The sequence below is a fragment of the Amycolatopsis sp. FU40 genome, from assembly GCF_021903635.1.
GTDB lineage: Bacteria > Actinomycetota > Actinomycetes > Mycobacteriales > Pseudonocardiaceae > Amycolatopsis > Amycolatopsis dendrobii.
Genome location: NZ_CP091381.1, coordinates 7,578,977 through 7,601,574 on the forward strand (window position 1 = coordinate 7,578,977; position 22,598 = coordinate 7,601,574).

Genomic DNA, 22,598 nt, shown 5'->3' on the forward strand with positions numbered 1-22,598 from the left:
GAGTACCACAACCGCTGCAGAACGCGGGGCGGCGCCAGTGCAGACAGTGCTGCCTTCGGAGGCCCATTCGTGAACGACGACCGCAACCGCTCCTGGCCGAGCCAGGAGCCAGATGCACCTCGCCGTGCCCGGCGACCGCAGGAGGACCCCGGTCCCGCCTGGCCGTCCGATGACGCCCCCCGGCGCCCCGCACCGCCCCGCCGTCCCCCCGCCGGCGGCCCGCGCCCGCCGCGCGCCCCGCAAGCCGGTCCCGAATGGCCGAGCGGCGACGAAGGCGGTCCGCAGTGGCCCGCCGACGAGCCGCGCCGTCCGCAGCGCCCGCCGCAGAACCGCGCGCCGCAAGGCCGTCCGCCTCAGGGTCCCGGCCCGCAGGACCGCGGCTCGGGTACCCGCGCGTCGCAGATCCTCGACGGACAGGGCGCGCCGCCGCGCCGCCAGCCTCCCGGCGGACGTCCCGGACCGAACGGCGGACCGAACGGCGGTCCTAACGGGAACGCCACCCAGGGCTTCCGGCAGCCGCCGCCCGGCGGACGGCCGCCCCAGGGCCGCCGGGTCCCGCCGCCGCCTCCGCCGTCCTATCCGGAGACCGACCGCGAACCGGACCTGATCACGCACGCCGCGCACAACGGTTACGCCCCCTACGACGACCGGTACGACGACGGCTACGACCCGTACGACGAGGAAACCCGCCTCGCCCAGTACTCGGACGACGCGGACTTCGAAGACGACCAGGAAGGCGAGGAGGACGGCAAGAAGAGCAAGGCCGACCTCACGCCGAAGCAGCGCCGCAAACGCCGGTGGAAGATCATCCGGCGTGTGCTGTACGCGATGTTCGGCCTGTTCGTCGTGGTGCCCGCGATCGCGTTCGTGATCACCTACTTCACCGTCGACGTGCCCTCGCCGCAGGAAGTGCTCGCGAAGCAGAGCCAGCCGATCACCTTCTATTACGGCGACAAATCGGTGATGGGCCGAGTGGTCCCGGAGGGCGGCGACCGCGAACTGCTGCAGCCCAACCAGGTGCCCGAGGTCGTCAAGCACGCCGTGTACGCGGCCGAGGACGCGACCTTCGAGACCAACTCCGGCTTCAACGTGATGGCGATCCTGCGGTCGGTCTTCAACCAGGCGACCGGCGGCACCGGCGGCGGCTCGACCATTTCGCAGCAGTACATCAAGCAGGCGACCAAGAACGACGACCCGACGCTGACGCGTAAGTGGACCGAGCTGGCGAAGTCGTTCAAGCTCAACAACGAGACGTCCAAATCGGACATCATCACCGGCTACCTGAACATCGTCTTCTTCGGCCGCGGCTCGAACGGCATCGCCGCCGCGTCGAAGGCGTACTTCGGCAAGGACGTCAGCCAGCTCAACGCTTCCGAGGCGGCGCTGCTCGCCGGGATGATCCAGGGCCCGAGCCGCGACCGCGACACCGCGTACGTCCAGAAGCGGTGGAGCTACGTGATGGACCAGATGGTGGCCAACCACTGGCTCTCGCCCGCCGACCGCAAGGCCGCGCAGCTTCCCACGATGATCCCGCGCGATTCGCAGAAAAAGGAGAACGCGGGCACCCTGGACTACTTCATCCGGCAGCGCATCCTCGACGAGCTGAAAGACAAGGGCTACGACGAGGACAAGCTGTACTCCACCGGCGCGAAGATCTACACGACGATCGACCCGAACGCGCAGAAGATCGCGGCGCAGTCCGTCCAGGACAACATGGAGGGCCAGACCGACGAGAACCTCCGGGGAGCGCTGGTCGCCGTCGACCCGAGAACCGGGGGCGTGCTCGCTTATTACGGCGGGCCGACCACGGTGAAGAACGACGCGGGCAAGGACGTGCTCGCCACGGACTGGGCGAACACCCCGCAGAACCCCGGTTCGTCGATGAAGGCCTACGACCTCACCGCCTGGCTCAAGATGGGCAAGGGGCTCGGCGAGGTGTTCGACGGCACCAACAACCGGGAGCTCGGCGGCCGCGTAGTCCGCAACGCGGGCGAAAGCGCCAGCTGTGGTCCGCAGTGCACGGTCAAGAAGGCCATGGAGGTCTCGGCGAACACCGTGTTCTACGACATGGTGCTGAACTGGACGAAACCAGCCAGGGTCGCGGAAGCCGCGAAGGAGGCGGGCGTGATTCCCGCCCCGAAGGGCAAGGCCAAGCTCGGCACGAGCGACGCCAACATCGCCCTCGGCGGTGGCGCCACCTCGGTCACCCCGGAGGACATGGCCGCCGGCTATTCGTCGTTCGCCTCCGGCGGCCTGCGCCGTGACCAGCACTTCGTCGCGAAGCTCACCAACTCCCAGGACGAGGTCGTCTTCGACGACACCAACGGACAGGGCAAACCCGCGTTCGACGACAACGCGGACAAGAGCAAGCAGATCGCGGGCAACGTGACCGAGGCGCTCGGTCCGGTCATCGCCGAGTCGCACCTGAAGTGCCCGAGCGGCCACGAATGCGCGGGCAAGACCGGTACCCAGCAGTACGACCCGCGAGACAGCGACCCGAGTTCGTACAAGGACCGCAACGCCCAGACCTGGATGGTCGGCTACACGCCCTCGGTGTCGACCGCGGTCTGGATCGGCGGCGACGGCAACAAGCCGCTGCACGACAAGAACGGCAAGCCGATCTACGGCAAGACCATCGCGGGTCCGACCTGGCAGGACTTCATGACGAACTACCTGCAGGACAAGCCGGGCGAGAAGTTCGACAAGGTGCAGCCGATCGGCAAGGACGCGGACGAGGTCGTCACGTCGAGCAAGGCGGCCCCGCCGCCGCGCGAAACGTCCAGCGAGCAGGCTCCGCCGCCGTCGACGACGTCCTCGTCGGCACCGCCGACCAGTTCGTCGCATCCGTCGTCCTCGACGGCGACCAGCCCGACCCGGCCGAGCGGCATCTTCGGCGGCGGCACCGAAGGCGGCAACCCCGGCAGCGGAGGCGGGCCCGTGGTGAACGGCGAACCGCCCCGGCGCACCGGCTGACCCGCGCCCGACCACGACTGTGCCGATCGTTACTAATCCGACCACAGCCACGGCCGAATGACTTCGCTGCAACGGTTACGTGCCGCTGCGGGGTCGGCCTACTTTTGGTCGGATTAGTAAAAGAGGCTCCTCTCCACCACGGAGAGGAGCCTCTTTTTGCCGGTACCGCCCGGCTGGGGGTGCGGTAGGTTCACCGACGGTCTCCTCCCCCGCGAAGGGGATCGGCCAGGAGAGTGAACCTCGACCGGGGTTGCCGCGTCTGGTCATCAGAGGGCCTTCTGCGTCCGCAGGCTGCCCGTGTCCGAGAAGAGGATCCGCAGTGAACGACGACCGCAGCCGCTCCTGGCCCGACCGGGATCCCGACCCGCGGCGTCAACCACCTCCGTCCCAGCCCGGTCCGCCGCCGTGGGCCCGCGGCCCGCAGCGTCCCGCCGCTGGTCCGACCGGTCCCGCGGGTTCTCCGCCGCCCGGCCGCCGTCCGCCGCCTCCCGGCCGTCGCCCGGTTCCGCCGCCGCAGCGCGAGCCGGAGCTGATGACCCACCGGATGATCGAGGACGACTACCGCGACCCGGGCTATCGCGACGCCGGCTACCGGGACGCGGAGTACCGCGACGAAGGTCCGCTCGATCCGGACGACGGGTACCCGCCGGAAGACCTGGACAAGAAGGGCCGCACGCCCGCACAGCGCAAAAAGAGACGCTGGAAGATCATCCGGCGCTGTGCGTACGCGTTCGTCGGCATCTTCGTCGTGATCCCGGCGATCGCTTTCGTGATCACCTATTTCATGGTCGACGTGCCCTCGCCGCAGAGCATCGCGCAGGGCCAGAACCAGGCCGTCACCTACCTCTACGCCGACGGCAGCCCGATGGGCAAGGACGTGCCCCCCGGCGGCAACCGGCAGATCCTCACCCCGGCGCAGATCCCGGACGTGGTGAAGCACGCGGTGATCGCGACCGAGGACTCGACGTTCGAGACCAACTCCGGCTTCGACGTCACCGGCCTGCTCCGCGCCGCGTTCAACCAGCTCACCGGCAAGGCGGGCGGCGGGTCCACGATCTCGCAGCAGTACATCAAGAAGGCCACCGACAACGACGCCCCGACGCTCACCCGTAAATGGACCGAGCTGGCGAAGTCCTTCAAGATGAACCAGACGTACGAGAAACAGGACATCATCACCGCGTACCTGAACATCATTTACTTCGGGCGCGGGGCGTACGGCATCGGCGCGGCGTCGCAGGCCTTCTTCCACAAGGACGTTTCGAAGCTGGACTACTCCGAGGCGGCGCTGCTGGCCGGGCTGATCCAGCAGCCGGGTCGTTCGGAGAACCCGAAGGTGGCCCAAGGCCGCTGGAACACCGCGCTCGACCGGATGCTCGAGAACAAGTACATCACCGCGCAGCAGCGGCAAGCGGCACAGTTCCCGGCCGTGATCCCGCTGGAGGAATCGAAGGACGACGCGAACGCGCCCTACAAGTTCGTCGTCACCCAGGTGAAGGCCGAGCTCCAGCAGCACGGCATCGACGACGACAAGTACTACGCGGGCGGCTACACGATCCAGACCACCATCGACAAGCACGCACAGGAGGTCGCGACCCAGGCCGCGACCGACGCGCTGAAGGACCAGTCCGACGACCGGCTGCTCGATTCGCTGGTGGCGGTCGATCCGAAGACCGGCGGGGTGCTGGCGTACTACGGCGGACCGGCGACCATCGACGTGAACGGGAAGAAGCAGGGCGCTCGCGACTGGGCGAACACGCCGCAGAACCCCGGTTCGTCGATGAAGGCGTTCGACCTCACCGCGTTCCTCAAGATGGGCAAGGGCATCAACTCGACGTTCGACGGCAGCAACAACCGGGTCTTCGACGGCCGCGTCGTGCGCAACGCGGGTCCCAGCTCCAGCTGTTCCGGGCAGTGCACGGTCGCCGAGGCGATGAAGCGGTCGGCGAACACGGTGTTCTACGACATGGTGCTGAACGAGACGCATCCAGGACCGGTCGGGCAGGCCGCCCAGGAAGCGGGCGTCAAGACCAAGGACAACGGCGGCCAGTCGCTGATCTCCACCGCGGACGCGAACATCGCGCTCGGCGGCGGGAACACCCAGATCACGCCCGCGGACATGGCCAGCGCGTACGCGACCTTCGCCGCCAATGGCATCCAGCGCGATCGGCACTTCGTGCTCAAGGTGACCAACTCGCAGAAGGAAGTCGCCTACGAGGCACAGCCGAGTGCGGGCAAGCCGGCGTTCGACAGCAGCGCGGACAAGGCCAAGCAGATCGCGGGCAACGTGACCATGGCGCTGGGTCCGGTGATCGACTTCTCGCACCTGAAGTGCCCGTCCGGCCACGAATGCGCGGGCAAGACCGGTACCCAGCAGCACACGAAGCGAGCGGGCGAACCGGCGTGGGCGGCGAACGCGAACGCACAGACCTGGATGGTCGGCTACACGCCGTCGGTCTCGGTCGCCGCGTGGGTCGGCGCGGACGGCGACCAGGCACTGCACGGTTCGGGCACGTCGCCGATCTACGGTTCGACGATCGCGGGTCCGCTGTGGCAGAAGTTCCTCGACGGGTACCTGAAGGGCAAGCCCGCCGAGAAGTTCGACCAGGTGCAGCTGATCGGCGCGCAGGCCCCGCCGCCGCAGGGGGACCAGAACGCGGGCGACGAGCAACCGCCGCAGCAGACCACCGGCAACCAACCGGAGGATCCCGGCAACGGGAACGAGCACGGCGGACCGATCACCGGCGGGCCCACTCAGCCGCATTGGCCGAGCGGGTTCCCGCACTGGCCGTCGGGCAAGCCGTCGACGCACAACCCGCCTAGCGGCGGTCCGTCGACCGGCGAGGATCCGCCGCAGGAGTGACGGAAAAAGGCCGTGGCCGCGACGGTGGGGGGAGGCCGTCGCGGCCACGGCCGTTCAGAGGGCGGTCTCAGCCGCCGAGCGTGATCACGCGGCCTTCGGCACCCGAGCGGTGCGCGGCTTCGATCACGCGCAACGCCTCGACCGCGCTCGCGGGGTCCACCGGGAAATCCGCCTCGCCGCGCAGCGCGTCCCGGACCTGGGCGTAAAACGCTTCGTAGCAACCGGTTTCGGTCGGCACCGCTTCGGTGTCGTCGTTCACCCCCAGCAGGCCGGCGTCGCTTTCCGGCTCTACGCCCCAGCCGTCGTCGCCGGGGCGGAGACCGGCCTTGATCTGCGGTTCCTGGACGTCGAGGCCGTACTTCGTGAACGTCGCCTGGTCGCCGAGCACGCGGAAGCGCGGGTTGCGGGTGCCGGCGAGCGCGGACGACCACAGGTGCGATCGCACGCCGTTCACGTGGTGCAGGGCCACGAACACGTCGTCGTCCACCTGCACGCCGGGGCGGCGGCGGTCGACCTCCGCGTACACCTCGCGAACCGGGCCGAACAGTCGCAGCGCCTGGTCGACGATGTGCGCGCCGAGGTCGTAGAGCAGACCGCCCGCCTCGGCCGGGTCGCCGAATTCGCGCCAGTTGTCCTTGATCTTCGGCACCCAGCGGTCGTAGCGGGATTCGAAGCGGAAGACGGTGCCGAGGCGACCGGATTCGAGCACCTTGCCGACGGTCCGGAAATCCGAATCCCAGCGGCGGTTCTGGAAAACCGTGAGGCCGACGCCCTTGGCTTTCGCCGCGTCTACAACCTGCTGCGCTTCGGCCGAGGTCGGCGCGAACGGCTTGTCCACGACCACCGGCAGCCCGGCCTCGATCGCGCGGAGGGCGAGCGGCACGTGCGTGCGGTTCGGGGTGGTCACCACGATCAGGTCGAGGTCACCCGCGCGGGCGAAAAGCGCGTCCGCGTCCGGGACCACCTCGGCTCCGGGATGCTCGGCGCGCGCCTGCGCGGCACGGTCCGGGTTCGCGGTCACGAGCACGGCCGGGACCAGGCCGGGGGTCGCCGCGACCAGCGGCGCGTGGAAGATCCGGCCGCCGATCCCGTACCCGAGGATGCCGACCCGCGCGTCATCAGCCATGACTCCCATTAAACAACACTGTTGCGTAATAGGCCACCCGTCCGAGATGATCGGCCGATGGCGGAAACCGGCGTCAACCTGCGCGGGCTGCGACGCCACAACCGCGCGCTGCTGCTCGGGCACATCCTGCGCGCGGGCGGGCTGAGCCGGGTCGAGCTCGCGCAGCGGTCCGGGCTGACCCAGCAGGCCGTGTCGAAAATCGTGTCCGACCTGCTTCCGGAAGGGCTGCTGGACGTCGAACGCGCACCCGCGGCCGGGGTCGGCAAACCGCGCACGATGCTGCGGCTGCGCGCGGAAGCCCGTTGCGCACTCGGCGCGCAGCTCGACCGCGACGGCTTTCTCGTGCTGCGCACCGGACTGACCGGCGAGGTCGAGGAGATCGTGGAGGGCCCGCTGCCGATCGGCTTCGGCCCGGAAGCCGCGGTGACCGCGATCGCCGACGGCGTGCGCAAACTGCTCGCCGACGTCGATCCGGCGCGCGTGCTCGGCCTCGGCGTGGGGGCGGTAGGTCCGCTCGACCACCACGCGGGCCGCGTCCGCGACGCCACGAACATGCCCGGCTGGCACGACGTCCCGCTGCGCGATCTGCTCGCCGAACGCACCGGTCTGCTGGTCACGCTGGACAAAAACACCAACTCCGCCGCGTTCGCGCACGCTTGGCCGGAGGAAACCTCGGCCGCGACCGCGGTGGTGCTCGTCGGCACCGGAATCGGGGTCGGCCTGCTGATCGACGGACGCGTCTACCGAGGCCCGCGCACCAACGCGGGTGAGTTCGGCCACACCACCATCGCCTACGCCGGACCGCGCTGCGCCTGCGGACGCCGCGGCTGCGTCGAGGTCATGCACCGCGCCGCCGGCACCCCGCACGACGCCGCCCGGCTGCTCGGCATCGGGCTCGCCGACCTGGTGCAGGTGCTCGATCTCGAACGAATCGTCCTGTTCGGACGGACCGTCCGCGGCGCGCCCGAGGTCTACCGCGAAACGGTTTCGCAGCAGCTGCGCGACCTGCTGCCGGTGCCGTACTGGCAGCGCATCGACGTCGAATTGAGCGACCTCGACGAGGAGGCGGTGGCCCTCGGCGCCGCTTTCGAGGTGCTTGCCGGGTTTTACGAGGATCCGAAATGACCGGCACCCCACCCGCGGACCGATAGCATCCCGACGTGTCCCGCGTCTCCCAGCCCGCCGCCGCCGAAGAGCCGGATTCGGCTCCCCGCACGCTCACCCCGGCGGAGCGGATCGCCCCCAGCCGGCACGACCCGCTGGTGGCCGCGGCGACGAGACCCGTCGGAGGTCCGATCGGCACGCACGCGGCGGTCGGCAGGCAGTGGTTCTGGTCGCCGCAGCGCGTCGGGCTCGCCATGGCCGTGCTCGCGCTCGTGGTGTGCTGGTTCGGCAAGGCGTCGTGCATTCAGCAGTACAGCGACTCCAACGGCGTACACCAGCTCGACTGGCGCTCCGGCCGTCCGTTCGTCGCGATGTGCTACTCCGACATCGTCCCGCTCTACAGCTCGGAAAAGCTCGACGACGCGAAGACCTTCCCTTACGTCACGTCGTGGCAGGAGGATTCGCAGACTGCGGAGAACCAGACCCGGTACATGGAGTACCCGGTGGTCACCGGCCTGTTCCAGTGGATCAACGCGAAACTCGCGGCGGGGTGGACCTCGGTCGCGAACGCGGGCTGGCTGCCCGGCGCGCTGCCGGTGGCGATCTACTTCAACATCTCCGCCTTCTGGCTCGCGCTCGCCTGGCTCGTCACCGTGTGGGCGACCGGGCGGACCACGAAACGCAGGCCGTGGGACGCGGTGCTCGTCGCGATCTCGCCGCTGGTACTGGTCCATACCTTTACGAACTTCGACGCGCTCGCCACCGCGGCCACCGCCGCCGGGATCCTGGCGTGGTCGCGAAAACGCCCCGAGGTCGCCGGAGTCCTGTTCGGACTCGGCGTCGCCACCAAACTGTATCCGCTGCTGCTGCTCGGCGTGCTGTTCCTGTTGTGCCTGCGCGCCGGGAAACTGCGCGCGTGGAGCCGGACCGCGGCGTTCACCGTGCTGGCCTGGCTGGTGGTGAACGTCCCGTTCATCGTGGCCGCGCCGCGCGGCTGGTGGGAGTTCTTCCGGCTCAACACGTTGCGCCCGATGGACCCGGATTCGCTCTACAACGTGGTCTCCTACGCCACCGGCTGGGCGGGCTTCGACGGCGTGCTCCAAAAAGGACAGACGCCGACCGTGCTGAACATCGTCGTGGCGGTGCTGTTCCTGGCCTGCTGCGCGGGAATCGCGTACGTCGCACTCACCGCGCCGCGGCGGCCGCGGTTCGGGCAGCTGGCTTTCCTTGTCGTGGCGGCATTCCTGCTGACGAACAAGGTGTGGAGCCCGCAATATTCGCTGTGGCTCGTCCCGCTGGCGGTGCTGGCGATCCCGCGCTGGCGGCTGCTGCTGGGCTGGATGGTCATCGACGCGGCGGTGTGGGCGCCGCGGATGTTCTATTACCTCGGCGTCGACCACAAAGGACTGCCTGCGGGCTGGTTCCTCGGCGGCGTGGTCATCCGCGACCTCGCCGTCGTCGGGCTGTGCGTGCTGGTGCTCCGCGAGATCTACCGGCCGCGCACCGACCTGGTCCGGCTTTCCGGCGACGACGACCCGGCGGGCGGCGTGCTGGAACGGGCGCGCGACAAGGTCGTCTTCGCGTCCTTCCGCCGCTCGCGCCCGCAGCCCCAGCAGCCGGTCTCGTGATCCGGGAAGGACTCCTTCCGGGAACCTGATTCCCCAAGGAGTCCTTCCCGGACCTCAAGCGAGCTGTTTGCGCAGGTAGGCGATGTCGGCGGCCTGGCCTTCGCCCGGCGTCTCGACGACCACCGGCGCACCCGCCTGGCGCACGACCTCGGCGAGCAGTTCCGGTTCGATCGTGCCGTCGCCGTCGACCACCGACGCGTGCCGGTCGCGGTTGGAACCGTGCTCGTCGCGCGAGTTGTTGCAGTGCACCAGGTCGATCCGGCCGGTGATGGCCTTGACCTTCTCCACCGCGGTCGCGAGATCCCAGCCCGCCGCGTAGGCGTGGCAGGTGTCGAGGCAGAAGCCCGCGCCGAACTCGCCGACCTTGTCCCACAGCCGGGCGATCACGTCGAGTTCGCGGGTCATCGCGTTGTCGCCGCCCGCGGTGTTCTCGATCAGGATCGGCACCGCGAAGCCGCCCTTTTCCGCCTCGCGCTCGAAAAGCTTGCGCCAGTTGACCAAGCCCTCCTCGACGTCGTCGCCCGCGCCGACGTGCCCGCCGTGCACGATCAGGCCCTTCGCGCCGATCGCGGCGGCCCCGTCGGCGTGCTGGGTGACGTTCTTGCGGGACGGGATGCGGATCCGGTTGTTCTTGGACGCGACGTTGATCAGGTACGGCGCGTGGATGAACACCTCGACCGGGGAGGCCTTGATCTCCTCGCCGTGCGGATGCGGTTTCGGTGCCTTCCACCCCTGCGGGTCGGAGAGGAAGAACTGGACGACGTCGGCTTCTCGCTCGGCGACGGCGGCCAGCGGATCGTCGTCGCGGACATGGGCGCCAATCTGCATGCCCTGACGCTACTACCGGGCGAATCTGCCCCTTCCGCCCGAGTTGGTGACGCTCGTGGAGTACCGTGAGCGCGTTCCGTGATCCATTCGGAGTGAGCAAGTCGGGGGAGGAAGGCATGCGGAAGCGCGCTGGACGGATGACCGCACTCGGGGTCGCGCTCGCGGCGCCGCTGCTGTCCGCGGTTCTGACGTTTCCCGCCACCGCGTCCGCGGACCCGAACCCGACGGTGAGCGGCGACTGCGAATCCACGCTGCAGAACGGCAAGAACGGCACCGGCCTCGCCCTCGACGCGGGCGCTCCGCTCAACGCGCCGAACCGGGTGACTGTTGGTCTCGATTCGAAGGCGAAGCAGGCCGACGGCAACAACACGTTGCTCACGCTCCCGGTCGGCGACACCGTCCGCACGCTGGGCGTCGGCGAGGTCCCGGTGGTCGGCGAAACGGCCGCGAAGGACACCTGCCCGATGGTGCAGGCCGCGGCGAATGGCGTCGGCAACGCGACCCAGGGACTCGTCGGCGGACTGCCGGGAACCCCGCTTCCCACACCGCCGCCGACACCCAAGCCACCGAACCCCACGCCCAACCCGCCGTCCCCGGCTCCCGGCCCCGGCGGCCCGGGCCAGCCCGTCCCCGGCGGCGACACGCTCGGCCCGGTGACCTCTGGCGGCGGACTGTCCGGGCTCGACTCGGTGTCCGGCATCTTCACCGGCGCCGCGATGCTCCCGGCGAGTTTCGTGCAGGCCCCGATCGTCACCCAGGTCGTGCCCGGCCAGCTGCCGCAGGACCAGGTGCCGACGGTCGACGCGAAGAAGTCCGGCACCGCCGAGGCGCTGCCCGCGGCCAACCCGCCCGCCCGGCTGCCGCTGCTGATCGCCGTGCTCGCGCTCGCGATGGTGGCCGCCGCGCTGGTGCGCGCGTGGCTGCGCCGCAAGCCCGCCTGAACTCTCACCCTGAGTAGCGCCCGCTTCCACCCGAATGCCTGACCTCGGAGGGGAGGCGGGCGTTACTCGTCTTCGTTACCGTCGTTGTCCTCAGCAAGGCAGGTACAGCGGGACTCGGCGAAAGGGTCGACGGCCATGCAGCAGCACCGGGCACGGAGGGCCACCGCGGTGGGCGCCGCCGCTTTCGTCCTGGCCGGCTCGGCCGCGCTCGCCGCACCAGGCACCGCGTCGGCGGACACGCTGACCGCGACCTGCGGCTCCACCATCACCGCCAAACCGGGCGACCACGTCCAGGCGACCACGCCGCTGCTCGGCCTCCCCATTGATCTCGGCATCGTCGGCCAGGTCTCGGGCGTGCTCACCGGCACCATCAACACGGTGCTCGGCACGGTCTGCAAGGTCACGGTGAACGTGGTCAACACCGTCGTCTCTCCGGTCCCGGTGGTCGGCGCGCCCGTCGCGAGCGCGGTCAACGGCGCGGTCGCGGGCGGAACCAACGCGGTGCAGCAGGGCGTCGCCGCCGTCGGCCAGGGCTTCACCGGCAGCCAGCCGGGCAAGCAGAACCCGGGTCCGAACCCGCAGCAGCCGCCGTCCGGCGGAAACAACGGCAGCCCGCAGCAGGGCGGCTCGCCGGGCCAGCAGTCTCAGATGCCGGGCTCGACCAGCCCGGTGCTCGGCGATTACGGCGGCGCGGGCGGCGGGGCCGCGCCGTTCTCGGCCTTCCTGCCGAACTTCAGCAATTTGTCGTACGGCTACAACACCGGATACGCGCCGATGCGCGATTACAGCGGCATCCCGATGGCGATGGCCGGGTTGTTCAGCCCGTCGCCCTCGCTGCGCTACGGCAGCCAGATCCCGGGCTACGCGCCGCAATACGGCATTTCGAACCCGGACGGTTCGGCAGGCGGCGACCGCACGATCCAGAACGCCGGTAACGCCGAAGCATTGCCGGGCACCGGCGGTAACCACACGAACGGGTTGGACTGGCCAGTTCTGGTGGCAGTTTTGGCACTCTCCGGAGTCAGCGCGGGCCTGGTCCGCACCTGGGTGCTCCGCCGAATGGCCGCTGCAGGTTAGCCCGCCCCGCCCCGCCACCACCCTCAGTCGAGCGGCTTCGCCGCACTGTTGTCACAGCGCCAGTATCTTTACCGGAGTCCGTTCGTTGTTCCTGACGCGACGAACCATGCCCGCGGACCCCGGAGGATAGTGCTCGTGCGGAACATCCCCACCTGGAAGCGAACCCGTCGAGCACTCACCGTCACCGCTCTCGCCGCCCTCTTCACCGGCGGCGCGTTCCTGGGCACCGGCACCGCGTCCGCGGCGACCACGCTCGCGAACCAGTGCAAGGGCTCGGTCACCGGCGGCATGGGCGATTCGGTCGCCGTGCCCGGCTCGGCGGTCAAGGAGATCGTCCGCCAGTCGGCCAGGGACCAGGTGACGTTCTGGAGCTTGGCCACCGTGTGGCCGGACTCGCTGGCGAACGCCATCGCGAACAAGGGCAACCTGCAGGTCGGCGCGATCCCGAACGCCGCGGGCGGCACGATCAGCGGCGGCGCGATCGGCCAGGTCGTCTCGGACGCGCTGAAGAACGAGTGGGGCCTCGGCGTCCTGCCGGACACCAAGACCAAGGTGCTGAACGGGATTCGCAGCGGCGTCGCGTCCGCGTGCGGGCTCACCACGGTGGCGAACAACTACCAGGCGCCGTCGTCCCCGAGTTCCCCGTCGAACGGCGGAACCCAGCAGAACGGCAGCGCGCCCGCGCAGAACGGCGGCGGCAACCCGCTCGGCAACTACCAGCCGGGCTCGACCGGGATCGCCCCGCCGCGCGACTACGGCAACATCCCGACCGCTACCCCGGGCAACCCCGGCGTGCTGGGCACCGCCATCGCGCCCGGCGCGCGGTACGGCACGCTGCCCGGTTCCGGCGCGCTGCCGCAGCAGCCGTCGGCCGGACAGGACCCGCAGGGCCAGCAGGGCCCGGACATCCGCAACGCGGGCAACGCCGAGGCACTCGCGAGCCAGGGCGGGGCCTCGGACGTCCAGCTGCCGATGCTGCTCGCGGTGATCGTGCTGGCCGGCGTCACCGCCGGGCTCGTCCGCACCTGGGTGCTGCGCCGCGTCAGCTGACCCGCCGCACCGGACTGTCGGACCCGCCGGGTACGCTTACCTGGACAAACCCTCCTGTCACGGAACCGCCGTGACCGCGAGCCCATAGGAGGTGAGTGGTTATGTCACGCCATTACGAGGTAATGGTCATCCTGGACCCGACGCTCGACGAGCGTACGGTCGCGCCCACGCTGGACAACTTCCTCAACGTGATCCGCACTTCGGGCGGAAGCGTCGAGAAGGTCGACGTCTGGGGCCGCCGTCGCTTGGCGTACGAGATCAAGAAGAACGCCGAGGGCATCTACGCGCTGCTGGACCTGAACTCGACGGCCGAGGCCGTCAAGGAACTGGACCGCCAGCTGTCGCTGCAGGAAACCGTGCTGCGCACCAAGGTCATGCGCCGCGAGGTCAAGGCCGCGGCCAAGCCCGCGCCCGCCAAGGCCTGATCCGAGCCCGATCCGAAGGGACGCCATCCGTGGCTGGAGACACCGTCATCACCGTGGTCGGGAACCTGACGTCCGACCCGGAGCTGCGCTTCACCCCGTCCGGTGCGGCGGTCGCGAACTTCACCGTCGCGTCCACCCCGCGCACGCTCGACCGCCAGAGCGGCGAGTGGAAGGACGGCGAGGCGCTGTTCCTGCGCTGCAACATCTGGCGGCAGGCGGCGGAGAACGTCGCCGAGTCGCTCACGCGGGGTGCCCGCGTGGTGGTGCAGGGGCGGCTGAAGCAGCGGTCTTTCGAGACCAAGGAAGGCGAGAAGCGCACCGTCGTAGAGCTCGAGGTCGACGAGATCGGCCCCTCGCTGCGCTACGCGACGGCGAAGGTCAACAAGGTCAGCCGCGGTGGCGGCGGCGGTGGTGACTTCGGCGGCGGAGGCGGCGGCTTCAACGGAGGCGGCGGCAATCGCGGCGGCGGCGGCAACAGCGCGCCCGCCGACGACCCGTGGGGCTCGGCCCCGCCCGCGGGCGGTGGCGGCGGAGGCTTCTCCGACGAACCCCCGTTCTGATCTCATCTCTTTCTAGAATTCCAGGAGTACAACAGTGGCCAAGCCACCCATTCGCAAGCCCAAGAAGAAGGTCTGCGTGTTCTGCAAGGCCGAGAAGAAGGGCCGCCCGGAGACGATCGACTACAAGGACACCAACCTGCTGCGGAAGTACATTTCCGACCGCGGCAAGATCCGTGCCCGTCGCGTCACCGGCAACTGCAGCCAGCACCAGCGCGACATCGCCATCGCGGTGAAGAACTCGCGCGAGATGGCTCTGCTGCCCTACACGTCCACCGCGCGCTGAGGGGAGCACTAGTCATGGCGAAGATCATTCTCACCACCGACGTGGCGAACCTCGGCGGCCCCGGCGACATCGTCGAGGTCAAGGACGGCTACGCCCGCAACTACCTGCTGCCGCGCGGCTACGCGATCGTGGCCAGCAAGGGCGCGGAGAAGAACGTGCGCACGATCCAGCGCGCACAGGAATCCCGCCGCATCCGCGACCTCGACCACGCCAAGGAAATCAAGGCGACCCTCGAGGGCCTCGGCGCGATCCAGCTGACCGGCAAGGCCGCGGCCGGCTCGAAGAAGCTCTTCGGCTCGATCACCGCCGGCGAGATCGTCGACGCGATCAAGGCACAGGGCGGCCCGCTGCTCGACAAGCGCGTCCTCGACCTGCGCGACCACATCAAGACGGTCGGCAAGCACTCGGTCAACGCCCGCCTGCACCCGAACGTGAAGGTGGACCTCCGCCTCGAGGTCAAGGCTGTGGCCGCGAACTGACGGATCCTTTCCGTGAACCGCCCCTGGGAGATTCTCCCGGGGGCGGTTTCGTTTTCACCCTCTTCGGCCACCCGGCTCGAGCGCACCCGCCGACCGTGGAACTACCGCAGGTCCCCAGCTCAGAAGCCCTCCAGCGAACTTGCCAACAGCGAGCGGGAACCAACTCGGGTGCGTTAACATCCAAGATGCTGATCTCGCCGGGGAAGAGCGAGGCATGGGTTATAAGGGGGCTAGCGAGATGCCTGAAGGATCTCCCGCATCCGGTGCGAACTCGGGGGCGCAGGTGCCCCCAGTCCCGCCGATCATGGTGGGCAGCTACGGCAAGGCCGGCGGCTACAAGTTCACCGAGGACGAGGTCGACTCAGTCATCAAGCAGTGGCAGGACCTGCTCACCGACCTGACCAAGGACCGCCAGCACGCCGAGATCATCGCGACGGTGACGCCGCCCGCCGACGAAGTGGCCAGCCATACCTTCGTCGAACGGGGTGCCAACCCTTCGGGGAAGAGCCTGTTGACCGAGCACGAGAACATGGTCACGTACACACAGAACTTCATCGATGCGCTCACCGCGGCGAAGAAGAAGATCAGCATAACCGAGCTGCACAATGCCGAAGAGATGAAGAAGCAGACACAGAGTGGGCTCTGATCAGCACATGCCAAAACACATCACCCGGCTCGCTGCCGGCACTTTCGTAGCCCTCAGCTTGCTGACCGCCTGCAGCGGCGGCACCGGCGGTACTGCTGAGCCCCCCGCGTCCGGCAACCCCAGCTCGTCGAGTCCCGACAACTCGTCAAGCAACGGCGTGCCAAAGGTCCCGGCGCCGCTTCCGACCGAGAAGCTGCTCGCCGATCCGTGCTCGGCCCTCGGCGACGACGCCAATGCCGTCGGCCTCGCCTCGCCCGGGAAGCTCAACGACATCACGCCGCGCGGGTGCGACTGGCAGTCCTCAGACCCGGACCTCAAGGCGAACGGGGTCACTCTCGCGCCGGTCCCTCAAAACAAGAACGGCCTCGCCGACACCTACGCGACGAAATCCCGCCAGGCGTACTTCGAGCCGACCCAGATCAGTGGCTACCCAGCGGTTTTCACGGCTGAGCGCGACTCGCGCAAGAACGGCGTATGTGATCTCGTCATCGGCGTCACCGATCAGCTCACTGTCGTCATCGTCGATTCCCTTACGAAGGGCAAAAACCTCGACAACCCGTGCGAGCCGCTGACCAAGATCGGCACCGCGATGATCAACCACCTCAAGACAGAGTCTTGATCGCTACACGGCTGTAGCAGGCCCGGAAGGAAGATTCTCATTATGGGGAATGAGGACAACAGCACTGGCAGCACGCTGAAGAACACTGCTAAGGGTGCGGTAGTCGGTGCCGCCTACGGTGCCGTGCTCGGGCCGGAAGGGGCAGTGATCGGCGGTGTAGTCGGCGGCTTGGTCGGTGCGGCATCCAGCATCTTCAGCGGCGGGCCGCACGCCGAACATGCCCAAGCGAACGTCGGCGGCGGGTCGATCGACGCGTACACGATTTACGAGAAGATCAGCAAAGGCAACACCAGTTCGCTCGACGGCGGCAGGAGCGCAGCCGACGCGCTTCAGAAGCTGCACTCCGGTCGTTCTCAGCAAATCGAAGCGCTGAACAACAAAATGAACAGTGCTTGGCAGGGCAGCAGCGCAGGCGCGGCCCAGTCGGGCGCGAATGCGCTCAAGATCTGGCACGACGACTCTGCCAAAAATCTGGGCACGAGTCAGACCTTCATGACCAACCAGGTCGACGCGTTCCACGACGTGCACGGCAAGGTCCAGGAACTGCCCAAAGACCCGCCTGAAATGAAGTGGTACGACCACCAGCCGTTCAGCGACAAAGACGACGAGATCGACAAGTACAACCAGAACAGCCAGACGAACGTCCAGGCCTACACCGCGTACTACGGCTCGAGCTCCCAGAACGCCGGCGGGATGCCGCAGTACAACGTCTGGCAGGGCAACAACATCTCGGACGGCAACACCGACCCCGGCAAGTACGGCGGCGGCCCTGGCACCGGTCCCGGCGGCAGCGGCGGATTCAGCGGCGGGCCGGGCGGTGTCGGCGGCGGCGGTTTCACCCCGCCGAAAACGGACCCGCCGAAGTTCACCCCGCCGGGCGGTGGCGGCGGCGGCAACTACAAGCCGCCCAAGTTCACCCCGCCGGGCGGTCCCGGCGGGCCAGGTCAGTTCACCCCGCCTGACGACGGCACGAAGACCTCGGGCTGGACGCCGCCGACCACGAACCCGGCGAAGTTCGACCCGAGCACGTTCGGCCCGACCGGCGGCGGCAGCGGGTACGGCGGTGGAAGCGGCGGCGGCAGCGGTGCCGGTGCTGCCTTCGGACCAGGCGCATTCGGCGGTGCGGGCTTCGGACCCGGCGGCAGCGGTTCCGGTGCGGCGGCAGGCGGTGCCGGTGCAGGCGCAGGCGCTGGTGGCGCAGCGGCGGGCGGCATGCGTGGCGCCGGTGCGGCTGGCAAGGCCGGTGCGGCAGGCATGGGCGGCATGGGCGGCGGAGCCAAGGGCGGAAAGGGCCAGGAGGACGAGGAGCACCAGACCAAGTACCTGCTGGAAGAGGACGGCAACGATATCTTCGGCTCCGACCAGATGACCGTTCCGCCGGTCATCGGTGAATGAGGATCGGCGACGTGATCACTCTCGACCGGCCCGTGACCTTCACCGCCTACACGCTCTGCAACCTGATCCGGCGACGTGGCGCGGAGCCGCACAAGGTTATCGGCGAGACGGCCGCGTTCTACGTGCCAGAGGACCAGCGCAAGCTGGACGAACAGGTCAATGCAGGTCTGCAGCAGGCAGGGTTGATGGGGCCGCGGGGGATCGACCGCGATCTGCTCGCGTTGATCGACTCCATCTCGCGGCCGCATTTGGAGTACTACGGCTGGTTTGACGGCCAGTTCGAAGACGGCAGCCCGGCCAACTTTTCCGCGCTGGTGGGCAGTGGCAACGGCGGCGGCTTCGGACTGGTCAGGGTCGGCCGCCAGCCGACGGTCGCGGTCACCCGGCAACGGCCGGAACTGCTCCTCGAGACCTTCCTGGACATCGTTCCGACCGCTCGAACGCCGCCTGGCCAAGCCCTGCTTGTCGACCGCAAGGAATTCGAGACCGGGCGAGCCAATGACTCCGGCGAGCAGCGGAGTTCGATCATGGTCGGCGACCGTAGCCGGAACCACCAAGCCTCGCCGCTGAAAGAGATCCAGCGGATCATGCAGGCACCGCGGATCGGCAATGGCACGTTGTACGTCGCTGCCAGGACGGCAAGCGGCGCACGCAGGCGAATTCCCAAGCCGATCAACTTCGTGGACATCGACGAAGGGCGCTGGCTGATGGAGGAGCGGCCGGGCCGCGAATCCATCTTGGTGTACACGCCGTGGTCCAGGCAGGCGGTCTCCGAACGGCTCCGCCAGGCGCAAAGCGCCTTGGGCTGAGCGCCCCGAGCGTTACTCCGGGTGGGGTTCCCGGCACGGCACCGTGAGGTGTCCGGCCGGTGAACCTCACCCGGTTTCGCGTTTGCACGCGGTTAACCTGCGCTTTTGCTCGATCGCTCACTGTGCGCAGCCATCGGATAGGCCGCGTGGGGAATTCTCCTTCGTTCAGCCCATCGGGTCGGTGATCTACCGTGCGTAGCAACCATCCACAGGGCGGTGGACCAACCTGGGTGCGACACGCCGAAGAACCAGTTCGACACGACACGCCGGACGAGTTTTCGCGAAGTTCTCCACAGTCTCTGCACAGGGTTTGACCTGCGGGTTCAGTGAAGCCGATCTGCACTGTCCCCACTTTGTCCACAGGCTCACGGATACCTGTGATTCGTTGCCCCCAGTCATCCACAGGTTATCCACAACACGGTCAACACCCGGGTTTGCGCTCGTCCTTCCGGGGGACCTAGCGTGCGTTCGCGCCCAGTACTCCCGGTGGCTCCGCGTGGCGGTCACCGGCGCGGGGAACCGTCCGGTCCATCATCGAAGCGGACCGGTCGGGCGGGTGGGAAAGCCGGGCCGACTCCGGCATACTCGAACAGGTGTTCGCCTGGACTGGCCTCCGCGCGAGGCGGCGGGCGGACGCGGTTCGGCACAGGACAGGCGCACGCGAGACGACGGGGACGGCCGGTTCGACGGCTGGGCGAGGGGAGGTGTCCGGGCAGTGGCGGTGACCGATGACCGCGGTCCGGCGTACGCGGAGTCCGATCCGGGTCCGAGCGACCCCGGCCCTGGCGGGTTCGACCGCCAGCCGCCGCAGGACATCGCGGCGGAGCAGTCAGTGCTCGGCGGCATGCTGCTGTCGAAGGACGCGGTCGCCGACGTCATCGAGGCGCTCGGCCCCGGCGACTTCTACCGGCCCGCGCACCAGGCCGTGTACGACTGCATCCTCGACCTCTACGGCCGAGGCGAACCGGCCGACCCGATCACCGTGGCGGCCGAACTGGAGCGGCGCGGCGAACTCGGCCGCGTCGGCGGCGCGCCGTACCTGCACACCCTCATCGCGACCGTGCCCACCGCGGCCAACGCGGGCTACTACGCCGAGATCGTGTCCGAGAAGGCGGTGCTGCGCCGTCTCGTGGAGGCGGGCACGCGCATCGTGCAGTACGGCTACGGCGCGGCCGCGGCCGACGGCGCGAACATCGACGAGGTCGTCGACCGTGCGCAGGCCGCGATCTACGACGTCACCGAGCGCCGCACGAGCGAGGACTACGTCGCGCTGGAGGACCTGCTCCAGCCGACCATGGACGAGATCGACGCGATCGCCTCGCGCGGCGGCCAGTCCCAGGGCATCCCGACCGGATTCGCCGACTTCGACGAGCTGACCAACGGCCTGCACCCCGGTCAGATGATCATCGTCGCGGCCCGGCCCGGTGTCGGCAAGTCGACTCTCGGCCTGGACTTTGTCCGTTCCGCGTCCATCAAACACGGCCTGACCAGCGTCATCTTCTCGCTGGAAATGAGCCGGACCGAGATCGTGATGCGCATGCTGTCGGCCGAGGCGAAAATCCGCCTCGCCGACATGCGCGGCGGCAAGATGTCCGACGACGACTGGACGCGGCTGGCCCGGCGGATGAGCGAGGTGTCGGAGGCCCCGCTGTTCGTCGACGACTCGCCGAACATGACGATGATGGAGATCCGCGCGAAGGCCCGCCGGCTCAAGCAGCGGCACGACCTCAAGCTCGTGGTCGTCGACTATCTGCAGCTGATGACGTCCGGCAAGCGCGTCGAATCACGGCAGCAAGAAGTCTCGGAGTTCTCCCGTCAGCTCAAGCTGCTGGCGAAGGAGATCGAGGTGCCGGTGATCGCGATCTCCCAGCTGAACCGTGGTCCGGAACAGCGCACCGACAAGAAGCCGATGCTGTCGGACCTGCGTGAATCCGGCTCCCTGGAGCAGGACGCGGACATCGTCATCCTGATCAACCGCCCGGACGCCTGGGAACGTGACGACCCGCGCGCCGGGGAGGCCGACCTGATCCTGGCGAAGCACCGTGCGGGTCCGACGAGCACGATCGTGGTCGCGCACCAGCTGCACTACAGCCGGTTCGCCGACCTGGCCCACGACTGACCCGAGCCCTCGGACCGGCGCTGCTGGCCACCAGTCCGCTGCGGGGTCGCGTGCATGGGTGCAGTGCTGGTCGCTGCGCACGCACAATGGATCACGCCATCGTCGTGACCGCTGTGCTCGCGGGGAGCCGCGCAGGAGCTCGGTCAATTTGGCGGGCTCACGCTGATCAGCACCTCAACGCCCGAGCGGCGGCGCAACTTCGGCCACCCGCGGCCGGTGGAAGCGTCTCGCGGTCAGGTCAGGACCGGCCGCCGGGTGCCCAGTCATGCACCTCGATCGCGGCGTAGTGCTCCGCAGTAAGGAGTCCGCGGGCGGCGTCGGCATCGGCGGCTTGCGCTAAGGCTGCTGTGCCGAGCCACGCGGTGCCGTCGTCGGACCACAGCGGGCCGTAGGCGATCAAGGACGCCGTGTCGGACGGTTCGAGGTCGACGGCGGGGCCGGAACCCAAGCCCAGCACCAAATACAGGTTCGCCGCCTCCGGATCACCGGGGAATTCCCACATGGTGCGGCCGAGAGCGTTGTCCCAGCGGCGAATCAGGACGTCCCGGTAGGCACCGGCCTGATAATTCGGTTCCGCGAAAGCGAATTCGCGGGCCGCGGCGGCGTCCGGGAGGTCGACGATGTGCACGCTGCCGGTCGGCACTTCGCCGTCGAGGGTCGGGCCGCGGGCAATCAACTCGAAACCATCCATATAGGACCAATGCGCCTCGAGCAGCTCGACGCGCAACGCGGCGGAGCCTGGGCGGTCCCGGTGATAGCAGAAGAACTTCACCGGCCGAGTTTGCCGCACCGAGGACACCGCCGAGGACGAATTCGCCAAGTCCGCGAACAAGGCGTACCGTAGTAGTTGAAGTTTCAAACACTTGGAGGCAGTCATGGCGACCCGCACCCCGGTCCTGTACCTGAGCCACGGTGCGCCGCCGCTCGCCGACGACGCGACGTGGACCCGCCAGCTCGCGGAATGGTCCGCTGACCTGGCGAAACCTCGTGCGATCCTGGTCGTTTCGGCGCACTGGGAAGAGGCACCGCTGACGCTCGGGGCAACCACGACGGTCCCGCTCGTCTACGACTTCTGGGGCTTCCCCGAGCGCTACTACGAGGTCAAATACGCCGCACCCGGTGCGCCGGAGCTCGCCGCGCAGGTGCGCAAGCTGCTGCATTCGACCCACACCCCGGTGCACGACGCCCCAGATCGCGGCCTCGACCACGGCGCGTACGTCCCGCTGGTCGAGATGTTCCCCGACGCCGACGTCCCGGTCCTGCAGATTTCCATGCCCTCGCTCGACCCGCGGGCGCTCTACGACCTCGGCCGCAAGCTCGCGCCGCTGCGCGACGAGGGCGTGCTGATCATCGGCAGCGGATTCTTCACCCACAACCTCCGCGCGATGCAGGAAGTCAACGGCACCAACGGAACCCCGCCGGGATGGTCCGCGGAATTCGACCACTGGGGCGACGAGGTGCTGCGCGCCCGCGACCTCGACGCGTTGCTCGACTTCCAGCACAAGGCTCCCGCCGCCGCGATGGCGCACCCGCGGATCGAGCACTTCGCACCGCTGTTCGTGTCGCTCGGCGCCAGCTCGGCCGAAGGCGAGGGCCGCACGGTGATCGACGGTTTCTGGCACGGCCTGGCGAAGCGTTCGCTCGAATTCTCCTGACCCAGCACAAAAAACGGGCCC

21 protein-coding genes are annotated in these 22,598 nt (G+C 68.8%); 17 read left to right on the forward strand and 4 right to left on the reverse strand.

What is annotated here, in order from left to right; translation table 11 throughout:
* The first annotated feature begins 69 nt into the window (after positions 1-69).
* Both L3Q65_RS35705 and L3Q65_RS35710 read left to right on the forward strand, forming a co-directional pair.
* Positions 70-2,973: a transglycosylase domain-containing protein gene (locus L3Q65_RS35705; protein WP_237597656.1), complete on the forward strand. Its 2,904-nt coding sequence runs from the start codon at positions 70-72 to the stop codon at positions 2,971-2,973.
* Between the two features lie 532 nt (positions 2,974-3,505).
* Entirely contained in the window at positions 3,506-5,833 is a 2,328-nt protein-coding gene (locus L3Q65_RS35710; RefSeq protein WP_220507712.1) for a transglycosylase domain-containing protein, read from the forward strand.
* 67 nt (positions 5,834-5,900) lie between these two features.
* Here L3Q65_RS35710 and L3Q65_RS35715 read toward each other — a convergent pair whose 3' ends face one another.
* The gene (locus tag L3Q65_RS35715) at positions 5,901-6,959 is read right to left on the reverse strand and encodes a Gfo/Idh/MocA family oxidoreductase (RefSeq protein ID WP_182892967.1); all 1,059 of its coding nucleotides are present in this window, start codon (positions 6,957-6,959) and stop codon (positions 5,901-5,903) included.
* A 57-nt stretch (positions 6,960-7,016) separates the two neighbouring features.
* Between L3Q65_RS35715 and L3Q65_RS35720 the strand changes: the two genes are divergently transcribed.
* Positions 7,017-8,084, forward strand: coding sequence for an ROK family transcriptional regulator (locus L3Q65_RS35720; protein ID WP_237597658.1), 1,068 nt, complete (start codon positions 7,017-7,019; stop codon positions 8,082-8,084).
* A 35-nt stretch (positions 8,085-8,119) separates the two neighbouring features.
* Positions 8,120-9,691, forward strand: a complete 1,572-nt coding sequence (locus L3Q65_RS35725; RefSeq protein ID WP_237597659.1) for a glycosyltransferase family 87 protein — start codon at positions 8,120-8,122, stop codon at positions 9,689-9,691.
* Positions 9,692-9,745: 54 nt separating this feature from the next.
* Here L3Q65_RS35725 and L3Q65_RS35730 read toward each other — a convergent pair whose 3' ends face one another.
* On the reverse strand, positions 9,746-10,519 hold the full coding sequence (locus L3Q65_RS35730) for a deoxyribonuclease IV (protein ID WP_037809070.1): 774 nt from the start codon (positions 10,517-10,519) through the stop codon (positions 9,746-9,748).
* Positions 10,520-10,635: 116 nt separating this feature from the next.
* Between L3Q65_RS35730 and L3Q65_RS35735 the strand changes: the two genes are divergently transcribed.
* The 9 genes from L3Q65_RS35735 to L3Q65_RS35775 all read left to right on the forward strand — a co-directional run bounded on the left by L3Q65_RS35735 (position 10,636) and on the right by L3Q65_RS35775 (position 16,599).
* Positions 10,636-11,460 carry a hypothetical protein gene (locus L3Q65_RS35735; RefSeq protein ID WP_182892970.1) on the forward strand — a complete coding sequence of 275 codons (825 nt, stop codon included), beginning with the start codon at positions 10,636-10,638 and terminating at the stop codon, positions 11,458-11,460.
* 135 nt (positions 11,461-11,595) lie between these two features.
* Complete coding sequence (locus L3Q65_RS35740) at positions 11,596-12,537, forward strand: hypothetical protein (protein ID WP_182892971.1); 942 nt, start codon at positions 11,596-11,598, stop codon at positions 12,535-12,537.
* Between the two features lie 129 nt (positions 12,538-12,666).
* Entirely contained in the window at positions 12,667-13,587 is a 921-nt protein-coding gene (locus L3Q65_RS35745) for a hypothetical protein (protein WP_182892972.1), read from the forward strand.
* Positions 13,588-13,688: 101 nt separating this feature from the next.
* A complete protein-coding gene (gene rpsF / locus L3Q65_RS35750) occupies positions 13,689-14,012 on the forward strand; it encodes a 30S ribosomal protein S6 (RefSeq protein ID WP_093572314.1) in 324 nt (107 codons plus the stop codon).
* A gap of 29 nt (positions 14,013-14,041) precedes the next feature.
* Positions 14,042-14,572 carry a single-stranded DNA-binding protein gene (locus L3Q65_RS35755; protein ID WP_037809077.1) on the forward strand — a complete coding sequence of 177 codons (531 nt, stop codon included), beginning with the start codon at positions 14,042-14,044 and terminating at the stop codon, positions 14,570-14,572.
* Positions 14,573-14,606: 34 nt separating this feature from the next.
* Positions 14,607-14,855: a 30S ribosomal protein S18 gene (gene rpsR, locus L3Q65_RS35760; RefSeq protein WP_009085242.1), complete on the forward strand. Its 249-nt coding sequence runs from the start codon at positions 14,607-14,609 to the stop codon at positions 14,853-14,855.
* 14 nt (positions 14,856-14,869) lie between these two features.
* Positions 14,870-15,334 (forward strand): 50S ribosomal protein L9, encoded by a 465-nt coding sequence (rplI, locus tag L3Q65_RS35765; RefSeq protein WP_009085244.1) that lies wholly within the window; start codon positions 14,870-14,872, stop codon positions 15,332-15,334.
* Between the two features lie 238 nt (positions 15,335-15,572).
* Positions 15,573-15,980, forward strand: a complete 408-nt coding sequence (locus L3Q65_RS35770; RefSeq protein ID WP_237597660.1) for a hypothetical protein — start codon at positions 15,573-15,575, stop codon at positions 15,978-15,980.
* Positions 15,981-15,987: 7 nt separating this feature from the next.
* On the forward strand, positions 15,988-16,599 hold the full coding sequence (locus L3Q65_RS35775) for a DUF3558 domain-containing protein (RefSeq protein WP_237597661.1): 612 nt from the start codon (positions 15,988-15,990) through the stop codon (positions 16,597-16,599).
* Between the two features lie 3 nt (positions 16,600-16,602).
* Here the strand turns inward: L3Q65_RS35775 and L3Q65_RS35780 are convergent, their stop codons facing one another.
* Positions 16,603-17,118, reverse strand: coding sequence for a hypothetical protein (locus L3Q65_RS35780; RefSeq protein WP_237597662.1), 516 nt, complete (start codon positions 17,116-17,118; stop codon positions 16,603-16,605).
* On the opposite strand from L3Q65_RS35780, the gene L3Q65_RS35785 reads away from it, so the two are divergent.
* The 3 genes from L3Q65_RS35785 (at position 17,092) to dnaB (ending at position 20,922) form a co-directional block, all read left to right on the forward strand.
* Positions 17,092-17,994, forward strand: a complete 903-nt coding sequence (locus L3Q65_RS35785; RefSeq protein WP_237597663.1) for a hypothetical protein — start codon at positions 17,092-17,094, stop codon at positions 17,992-17,994. The two genes, L3Q65_RS35780 and L3Q65_RS35785, sit on opposite strands and share 27 nt — an antisense overlap.
* Positions 17,995-18,005: 11 nt before the next feature.
* On the forward strand, positions 18,006-18,803 hold the full coding sequence (locus L3Q65_RS35790) for an ESX secretion-associated protein EspG (protein ID WP_237597664.1): 798 nt from the start codon (positions 18,006-18,008) through the stop codon (positions 18,801-18,803).
* Between the two features lie 715 nt (positions 18,804-19,518).
* Positions 19,519-20,922, forward strand: coding sequence for a replicative DNA helicase (gene dnaB / locus L3Q65_RS35795; RefSeq protein ID WP_037809085.1), 1,404 nt, complete (start codon positions 19,519-19,521; stop codon positions 20,920-20,922).
* 238 nt (positions 20,923-21,160) lie between these two features.
* Here the strand turns inward: dnaB and L3Q65_RS35800 are convergent, their stop codons facing one another.
* A complete protein-coding gene (locus tag L3Q65_RS35800; RefSeq protein WP_182892976.1) occupies positions 21,161-21,694 on the reverse strand; it encodes a YciI family protein in 534 nt (177 codons plus the stop codon).
* 103 nt (positions 21,695-21,797) lie between these two features.
* Between L3Q65_RS35800 and L3Q65_RS35805 the strand changes: the two genes are divergently transcribed.
* Entirely contained in the window at positions 21,798-22,577 is a 780-nt protein-coding gene (locus tag L3Q65_RS35805) for a dioxygenase (RefSeq protein WP_182892977.1), read from the forward strand.
* Positions 22,578-22,598 lie beyond the last annotated feature (21 nt).

Coding starts and splice junctions, on each gene's coding strand:
- L3Q65_RS35710 (WP_220507712.1), top strand. CDS start 3,506: ATGACCCACCGGATGATCGAGGACGACTACCGCGACCCGGGCTATCGC.
- L3Q65_RS35715 (WP_182892967.1), bottom strand. CDS start 6,959: ATGGCTGATGACGCGCGGGTCGGCATCCTCGGGTACGGGATCGGCGGC.
- L3Q65_RS35720 (WP_237597658.1), top strand. CDS start 7,017: ATGGCGGAAACCGGCGTCAACCTGCGCGGGCTGCGACGCCACAACCGC.
- L3Q65_RS35730 (WP_037809070.1), bottom strand. CDS start 10,519: ATGCAGATTGGCGCCCATGTCCGCGACGACGATCCGCTGGCCGCCGTC.
- L3Q65_RS35735 (WP_182892970.1), top strand. CDS start 10,636: ATGCGGAAGCGCGCTGGACGGATGACCGCACTCGGGGTCGCGCTCGCG.
- L3Q65_RS35740 (WP_182892971.1), top strand. CDS start 11,596: ATGCAGCAGCACCGGGCACGGAGGGCCACCGCGGTGGGCGCCGCCGCT.
- rpsF (WP_093572314.1), top strand. CDS start 13,689: ATGTCACGCCATTACGAGGTAATGGTCATCCTGGACCCGACGCTCGAC.
- rplI (WP_009085244.1), top strand. CDS start 14,870: ATGGCGAAGATCATTCTCACCACCGACGTGGCGAACCTCGGCGGCCCC.
- L3Q65_RS35770 (WP_237597660.1), top strand. CDS start 15,573: ATGCCTGAAGGATCTCCCGCATCCGGTGCGAACTCGGGGGCGCAGGTG.
- L3Q65_RS35775 (WP_237597661.1), top strand. CDS start 15,988: ATGCCAAAACACATCACCCGGCTCGCTGCCGGCACTTTCGTAGCCCTC.
- L3Q65_RS35785 (WP_237597663.1), top strand. CDS start 17,092: ATGACCAACCAGGTCGACGCGTTCCACGACGTGCACGGCAAGGTCCAG.
- L3Q65_RS35805 (WP_182892977.1), top strand. CDS start 21,798: ATGGCGACCCGCACCCCGGTCCTGTACCTGAGCCACGGTGCGCCGCCG.